The organism is Vibrio makurazakiensis (genome assembly GCF_050337375.1).
Taxonomy (GTDB): Bacteria; Pseudomonadota; Gammaproteobacteria; order Enterobacterales; family Vibrionaceae; genus Vibrio; species Vibrio makurazakiensis.
Genome location: NZ_JAKJSW010000178.1, coordinates 1 through 8708, shown reverse-complemented (window position 1 = coordinate 8708; position 8708 = coordinate 1). Strand labels below are relative to the sequence as shown.

Genomic DNA, 8708 nt, shown 5'->3' with positions numbered 1-8708 from the left:
GATGTAAATGTGGTTGAAGCGGGAACTGGGGTTGTGGGCGATCCGAGTGCCGGAGGTGTATTAACGGTTACTGATGTGGATGACGGAGAATCGAAATTTAAAACGCCTCCAAGTCTTGTCGGTACATATGGTACGTTCAGTTTCGACCCTGCTACAGGTGTGTGGAGTTATCTTCTAGACCAGACTCTAGCTGATCCATTAAATATTGATGATCTGGTGACTGATGAATTGGAGGTCGAGTCGTTTGATGGAACCGCTACTCAAACAATAGTTGTTAATATACAGGGAACTAATGATGCAGCTACGGTCAGTAGTGCTGATGTGTCGATGAGTGAAACTAATGAGCCATTAGAAGCGGATGGTACGCTAACCTCTAGTGATATCGATAACGAAGACAACAAGTTTGTGGCTGTGAATACTATTGGTTCAATTGGTACATTTGATCTGGATGAAGACGGTAATTGGACCTTCTTAGCCAACAGTGCTTTTGACTACTTAAATGTTGATGATAGTGTAACTGAAACTTTCTACCTCACTTCAATTGATGGCACACCAAGCTTCGTTAAGATCACCATAAATGGTACTAACGATGGACCAGTCGCAGAAAGTTTCTCAGTTGACGCGGAAGATAATCTAATAGTACCGATAGTGTTTGATTCAGATGTACTAGCTGATGACCATATTTCTGATCATGAAGATGACCACGATGGCTTGCCACTAAATATCAAAATTACCTCTTTACCCGATACTGGTACGTTACTGTTTACCAATAGTGACGGCCTGACTCGGGAAATTACTCAAGCAGACGTCGACGGTGAGACCTTGTTTGATCAAGACAGTATTAGTTTTGTTCCGGGGGCTGGTCCTGCTTTCGAAATGGGATATAGCGGTGACCCTGAAGATATGCCTGATTTAGTAGATGGTTTTTATAATTGGGGAGAGGAGGTTAGTTCTACTGAGCGATTAATCACACTGGATAACGGTAATACTATTGGTATTTCTATCACTGATAACAATAACAAACCTTTGAAACAATATGAGGGACAACAATCTCATGTAGGCCATGGTATTGGTGATACAGATGGTCGAGGAATGAACAAACAGGAAACACTTATCATAGATCTATCTGATAACCCATTGGATGTGGTGACCTTTGGTCTTGATGGAATGGGAGGGGCGTTTAACACTAACAGTAACGTTTATGTTGAAGTTGTTTACACCTTAGAGGACGGTAGTACTCATACCGAGCAATACCAGAAAGACGAAGGACATACTGGTAATTCCCAAATTCTGTATGACTTTAGTTTTGCCTCACCAGATAACCCTATAGTGCAAATGGAAATGTCATCCTCGGGCGGTAGTTGGGAATTAAGATACTTATCAGGTAACCAAGAAGTGACCGAAGACGTTACCTTTGATTATCTTGTGGTTGATTCAAATGGTGCTGAAAGTAGTACAGAAACAGTCTCTATCGATGTTTCGGATTCAGAACAATACGATGTGCATACGGCAGAAAATGGCGAAGACCTTGTTGCTCAGCTCGGTAACGACTTGCTAATAGGTAATGATGACTCGAATTTGTTCACTTGGCTCGATTCTACATTAGATAGCGGTACTGWTGTTATTAAGGACTTCGAAGTACACGATGGTGTGTCTGGAGACCTAATTGACTTCAACGATCTACTCGACGATCCAACAGATTTAACCGAGGTTAATGACCTTCTTGGCTCTATTGGGGTTGATGTCGACGGTGATGATGTAACTTTGACCATACCTATTGATGGAAGTAGTGAAGGGCAGATCATTGTAGTAGAAGATGTGGTTGCTGATCTAAGTAATCCTCTAGATGACCTTGCAATATTGAGTGACCTCATCAAAAATGATGCCGCTTAAATTTGAAACTAGATAAATAACAAAGAGCCTCCTTTGGGAGGCTTTTTTATTGCGTGAATACCACCCTGAGTAAGGTTGGTATATTTCAAACAAAAAAAAGCCCAAACCAAATCGGTTTGGGCGGATACAAACATAGGAGTTAATTAGAATAAAGCAGTGTGGAGACACAGATAAAAACAAGATTTGACGGCCTGTTAAATCTCTAAAAGCCCTGCTCTCTACACTAAGTGAGACACACACCTACCCAATCAGTTCCATAAAAAATAAACTTTTTACGTATTTATTTTGAAATATAGATAATTCAGCGAGTTACAGCGTACAGGTGTTAACTGGTACGACCAATATTCAAAAGTGTGATGTTAATTGCTTGTTAATTAAATGTTCAGAACGTATATTTCAAACAGTTGTTTAATACGAGTGATTAAAATGGCACCAAGAAGTAGCACCAAGGAAAAGATCTTAGATGTAGCAGAAAGCCTGTTTGCTGAACATGGCTTTAATGACACTTCGCTGAGAACGATAACCAGCAAAGCGAACGTCAATTTGGCTTCTGTTAATTATCATTTCGGAGATAAGAAAACCTTGGTTAGAGCGGTTATCAATCGCTATCTGGAGGCGTTTATGCCAGTGCTGCATGATGCCTTAGTCACTTTGAATCTGAACGAAAATTATAAGATGGAAGACGTATTTGAATCTTTACGGGCTCCATTGCGTTCCCTTAATGATGTAAGACCTAACGGTACCAGCCGCTTTATGCTGCTGATCGGGCGTGGTTATACAGATGTTCAAGGTCACTTACGTTGGTTTATCACAACTCGTTATAGCGACGTACTTAATCTATTTACTGAGTCTGTATTAAAAGCCAACCCTGAATTAAGCCAAGAGCAGTTATTCTGGAGGCTTCACTTCACTCTAGGGACATGTGTTTTCACTATGGCATCAAGCCAAGCATTAGCTGAAATCGCAGAAAATGATTACGGGACAAAAGTCGATGCAAAAGCTGTCGTTGATTTACTTATCCCTTATTTGTCCGCTGGCATGTCAGCCAGCAACTAAAATTAAAATACCAATAAAAATACAAAATCGTCACAACCAATAGTGAACAAAAGGATCTGAACTATGAGCTCTCTAAGACAAAAATGGGTAAGTGACCCAGCTTTTAAATTCTTTAAAAAAGTTTTACCGCCGCTTTCTAGTACCGAAAAAGAAGCGATGGAAGCAGGGAGTGTATGGTGGGATGGTGAACTATTTTCAGGTACGCCAGATTTTTCCAAGCTACATAAATATCCAAAGCCAGAATTAACTACTGAAGAACAATCGTTCATTGATAATGAACTAGAAACGTTACTGGCTATGCTTGATGATCATAAGATCGTTAAAGAAGACCGCGATCTACCGCCAGAGGTATGGGAATTCTTACGTAAAGAGCGTTTCTTCTCGTTGATCATTTCAAAAGAGTACGGGGGACGTAATTTCTCGTCGCTAGCGAACTCGACTATTGTAACTAAAATCGCTACTCGCAGTATCAGTACCGCTGTTTCAGTTATGGTTCCAAACTCTTTAGGCCCAGGTGAGCTTCTGTCTCACTACGGTACTCAAGACCAAAAAGATTACTGGTTGCCACGCTTAGCTGATGGTACAGACATCCCATGTTTTGCTCTGACTGGCCCAGAAGCAGGCTCTGATGCAGGTGGTATTCCTGATATCGGTACTGTTTGCCACGGCATGCACGAAGGTAAAGAAGTCTTAGGTATTCGTCTTAACTGGAACAAGCGTTACATTACGCTTGCACCTGTGGCAACGGTTCTTGGCCTAGCATTCAAACTTCAAGACCCTGATAAGCTACTTGGCGATAAAGAAGATATTGGTATCACTTGTGCACTTATTCCAGCGGATCACGAAGGTGTTGTTATCGGTGAACGTCATGATCCACTAGGCTTAGCATTTATGAATGGCCCTACACGCGGTCACGATGTATTCATTCCAATGGAATGGTTGATCGGTGGACAAGAGTTTGCTGGTAAAGGCTGGCGTATGCTTGTTGAGTGTTTGTCTGCTGGACGTGGTATTTCTCTACCGGCACTTGGTACAGCGATGGGTCACCTAACGGCTCGTACGACTGGTGCATACGCGTATGTTCGTAAGCAGTTCGGTATGTCCATTGGTAAGTTTGAAGGTGTAGCAGAAAGCCTTGGCCGCATCGGTGGTTTGACTTACCTTCTTGAAGCAACACGTACTCTAACGACGACTTCTCTTGATATGAAAGAGAAGCCAGGGATTGTAACGGCAATTGCTAAGTACCACATGACAGAAATGGCTCGTACTATTCTTAACGACTCAATGGACATTCACTCAGGTCGTGCAATTCAAGATGGCCCTATGAACTACCTTGTAGCGCCGTATTTAGGTATTCCAGTAGCGATTACTGTAGAAGGCGCGAATATTCTGACTCGTAACTTGATGATTTTCGGTCAGGGCGCGACACGTTGTCACCCTTATGTACTTCAAGAAATGGAAGCTGCGGCTAATCCTGATGAAAAAGAGGGCGCTAAAGCGTTCGACAAACTTCTATTCAAGCATATCTCACACGCAACGAAAAATACGTTTGGTGCGTTTGGTGCAGCATTAACAGGTTCTCGCTTTATCAAAGCAGATATGAGCGGGCCGACACAAGTTTATTATAAAGACCTTACTCGTTTAAGCCGTGCACTAGCGGTGAGTGCTGACTTTGCTATGTTGACTCTAGGTGGTGAACTTAAACGTAAAGAGCTTATTTCTGCACGTTTAGGCGATGGCTTAAGCTACCTATACATGGCGTCTGCTGCTTTGAAGAAATACGAAGATGAAGGCCGTCAGCAAGCTGATTTAGATTACGTTCACTATGCTGTTCAACACTGTTTACATAATGGCGCTAAGTCGCTGCAAGAAGCTTATCGTAATTTCCCTAGCAAAGCGGTTGGTGGCTTGTTGAAAGCACTAATCTTCCCTGTAGGTAATCATTTCGAAAAACCAAGTGATAACCTAACAATGAAGATTGCCGAAAGCATCATGACTCCAGGGGCGCACCGTGAACGTCTGACTCACCTATGTTATGTAGGTAAAGAGGAAGATGATAGCGTTGGTATTATGGAAAAAGCATTCATTGCTATGTATGAGATTAAAGGTCTCGAAAGAAAACTCATGCGTGGGGTTAAAGAGGGCAAAGTGGCGAGAAAGGGCTTACTAGCTGATAGATTAGTGCAAGCACTTGAAGCTGACGTACTAACGCAAGCTGAAGTAGACCAAATTGTTGAAGCAGATAAGTTACGCTACACAGCAATTCAAGTTGACCACTTTAGCCATGACTTTAGTGAAACTTTGACTCGCAAAGAGTTAAAACCAAAATTGGATAGCGTTGCTTAACCGCTCAAGCTCATCCTTATAGGTTAAATAAAAAGGCACCGACTATCGGTGCCTTTCTCTTTTCATTGAATTTCAGTTATTTGGTTTATTCATAATAAGTGAGATATTGAGTTAAAAAGTGCAACGAATGAAACCAAAAAAGCGAATAGTGATCCAACCACTTGCAAAATCACGACAATTTTGAAGAAATTAGATGCCATTTGTGGATGAAACTCTTATCCTACGAAGGATTTTTTAAGGAAGTTGAATATGATCATCAAACCTCGAATTCGCGGATTCATCTGTACTACAACACACCCTGTTGGTTGTGAAGCGAACGTAAAAGAACAAATTGCTTACACCAAAGCTCAAGGCCCAATCGCTAACGCACCAAAGCGCGTGCTAGTTGTGGGTTCTTCAAGTGGCTATGGTTTGTCTTCTCGTATCGCAGCTGCATTTGGTGGCGGCGCTTCGACTATCGGTGTTTTCTTTGAAAAAGCTGGTACTGAGAAAAAAACCGGCACTGCAGGTTACTACAACTCTGCAGCTTTCGATAAGCTAGCTAAAGAAGAAGGCCTTTACTCAAAAAGCTTGAATGGCGATGCTTTCTCTAACGAAGCTAAGCAAAAAGCTATCGATCTTATCAAAGAAGATCTAGGTCAAATCGATATGGTTGTTTACTCGCTGGCTTCTCCAGTACGTAAAATGCCAGAGACTGGCGAAGTAATTCGTTCTTCTCTTAAGCCAATCGGTGAAACTTACACATCTACTGCAGTAGATACGAATAAAGATGCGATCATTGAAGCAAGCGTTGAGCCTGCGACAGAAGAAGAGATCAAAGACACTGTTACAGTAATGGGCGGTGAAGATTGGGAACTTTGGATCAATGCTCTATCTGAAGCTGGTGTACTTGCTGACGGCTGTAAAACAGTTGCTTACAGCTACATTGGTACTGAGCTTACGTGGCCTATCTACTGGGATGGCGCACTAGGTAAAGCTAAGATGGACTTAGACCGTGCTGCAACGGCTCTAAATGAGAAGCTTGGCCAAACTGGCGGAACAGCAAACGTAGCGGTTCTTAAGTCTGTAGTGACGCAAGCAAGCTCAGCAATCCCTGTTATGCCTCTTTACATCGCAATGGTGTTCAAGAAAATGCGTGAAGAAGGCATTCACGAAGGTTGCATGGAACAAATCTTCCGCATGTTTAGCCAACGTCTATACAAAGAAGATGGCAGTGCTGCAGAAGTAGATGACGTTAACCGTCTACGCCTGGATGACTTAGAGCTACGTGATGACATTCAAGAGCATTGTCGTAACTTATGGCCTCAAATCACAACTGAAAACTTGAAAGAGCTGACTGACTACGCTGAGTACAAAGAAGAGTTCTTGAAGCTGTTTGGCTTCGGTGTTGAAGGTGTTGATTACGAAGCTGACGTAAACCCAGCTGTAGAATTTGATGTAACAGACATCTAATTTGTTTACACGAGTTAAATACAAAATAGGCGCTCAATGAGCGCCTATTTTTTTTGTCTTTAAAAGCCCATTCTGAGTGTAAGTCTATCGAATATAAGCTTATTGAATAGTAGGTAAGGGGGCGTGTTGTGTGCCAGTAACGTCAGAAATCGTCAGGCTTACCGAAATAAGCCTTATAACTAATTCAAAATGATGATGAAGGTTCCGGCGAGGGTCATCAATATATTGGCTATTGCGTAAGTACCAGCATAGCCTAGCGCAGGAATTGTTGACTTAGCATAGTCGTTCACAATATCCATTGCTGGGGCACAAGTACGAGCGCCGATGATAGCTCCAAATAGCAAAGCTCGGTTCATCTTCAATACGTATGCACCTACAAAGTAAGCGAGCATTACAGGCACCACACTTACCACAAATGCTATCCCTAATATTTGAGGGCCTATTTGCGTAAGGTGTTCAAACATTTTACCTCCGGCACTTAAACCAATCCCGACCATAAAGAACATCAAGCCTAAGTCTTTAACCATATTCAGTGCGCCCTGTGGGACATAGCCGAAAGTGGGGTGGTTAGCTCTTAAGAAGCCTAACGTAATACCTGAAAGCAATAGGCCAACTGCATTACCTAGGCCGAAAGATACTTGACCAAAAGTCATGGTGATCAAGCCAAACAAAATACCAAGAATGAAGAAGCTACAGAAGGCCATTAAGTCTGCCATTTGGCTGTGAATCGAGATAAATCCGATTTTCTCAGCAAGGCCATGCACTCGACTCTTTTCGCCACTGACTTGTAGCACATCACCTTTAGCCAAAACAATGTTCAAATCCATTGGCATTTCGATCTGAGCTCTCACCACGCGATTAAGGAAACAACCGTATTCTGAAAGGTTTAGGTCTGAAAGGCGTTTACCCGCGATGTTATCACTCTTAACCACGATTTCTTCTTCGACAATACGCAAGTCGAGTAGGTTGCGGTCAAATACTTCTTTACCATTTCTAAAGCTTGGATCTAGTCGAGCGTGACTATCTGGGAAACCCACTAGCGCGATTTCATCACCTTCTTGAAGAATTGCATCCCCATCTGGGTGGGCAAGAATACCATTACGGCGAATTCGTTCGATATAGCAGCCTGTCTGGCGGTAGATACCCAGTTCACGAAGGTTTTTACCATCTGTCCATTGAATTAGCTCTGGACCAACGCGGTATGCGCGGATGATCGGTAAGTAGACTTTACGTTGCCCCGATGCGCCTAGGCCACGCTCCTGCGCAATTTGTTCGGCAGAGTCGTGTAGGTTTACTTTTTGAAGCTTAGGCAAAAGGCGAGCAAACATGATCATGCTGATTAAGCCAACCAAGTACGCCATAGCGTAGCCAACGGATAAGTTTTCAATGACTAAGCCAATATCCATGTTACGTGGGATGTTAGCTAACCCAGAGTTTAGGGCATCCTGAGCACCTACTAATATAGGCGTTGCAGTAAGAGCTCCAGCCATCATCCCTGCTGACAGGCCAAAATCTAAGCCTAAGTAATGACTACTAAAATAGGTTAACGCCATTGCAGAGGTTAGTACGACGAGGCTGAGAATTAAGTAGTGTTTGCCGTCTCTAAAAAATATACCGAAGAAGTTTGGCCCAGCTTCAATACCTACGCAATAGATGAACAGCATGAAACCAATCGTCAGGGCATCTGCATTAAATGAGAACCCAAGGTGACCCATGATCAGCGATGTAATTAACACGCCAATAGAGTTACCTAATTGCAGGCTACCAAAGCGAATTTTACCAATGGCTAAGCCAATAGCGAGGACTACGAAAATAAGAAGGATAGGGTTTTGCTCAAGCAAAAAAACAACGTCGATGTTCACAACTGGGGCTCAATATATTGTGCGCGAAACAGGAAAGATGAGTGGTGAATTGTATCGGAATCTTACAAAAATATAAGGGTTAGTAATATAAGGGTTAGT

The 8708-nt window shown here is 42.5% G+C and carries 5 protein-coding genes; 4 read left to right on the top strand and 1 reads right to left on the bottom strand.

What is annotated here, in order from left to right; all coding sequences use genetic code 11:
• The 4 genes from L4C33_RS16795 to fabV all read left to right on the top strand — a co-directional run.
• The coding region (locus L4C33_RS16795; RefSeq protein ID WP_428813563.1) for a VCBS domain-containing protein at positions 1-1893 on the top strand (1893 nt) is incomplete at its 5' end.
• A 426-nt stretch (positions 1894-2319) separates the two neighbouring features.
• Positions 2320-2949, top strand: coding sequence for a TetR family transcriptional repressor PsrA (gene psrA / locus L4C33_RS16790; RefSeq protein ID WP_428813562.1), 630 nt, complete (start codon positions 2320-2322; stop codon positions 2947-2949).
• A gap of 63 nt (positions 2950-3012) precedes the next feature.
• Positions 3013-5295 (top strand): acyl-CoA dehydrogenase, encoded by a 2283-nt coding sequence (locus L4C33_RS16785; RefSeq protein WP_428813561.1) that lies wholly within the window; start codon positions 3013-3015, stop codon positions 5293-5295.
• 249 nt (positions 5296-5544) lie between these two features.
• Positions 5545-6747, top strand: a complete 1203-nt coding sequence (gene fabV, locus L4C33_RS16780) for an enoyl-ACP reductase FabV (RefSeq protein ID WP_428813560.1) — start codon at positions 5545-5547, stop codon at positions 6745-6747.
• A gap of 179 nt (positions 6748-6926) precedes the next feature.
• Here the strand turns inward: fabV and L4C33_RS16775 are convergent, their stop codons facing one another.
• On the bottom strand, positions 6927-8609 hold the full coding sequence (locus L4C33_RS16775; RefSeq protein WP_428813559.1) for an aspartate:alanine antiporter: 1683 nt from the start codon (positions 8607-8609) through the stop codon (positions 6927-6929).
• Between the last annotated feature and the right edge of the window lie 99 nt (positions 8610-8708).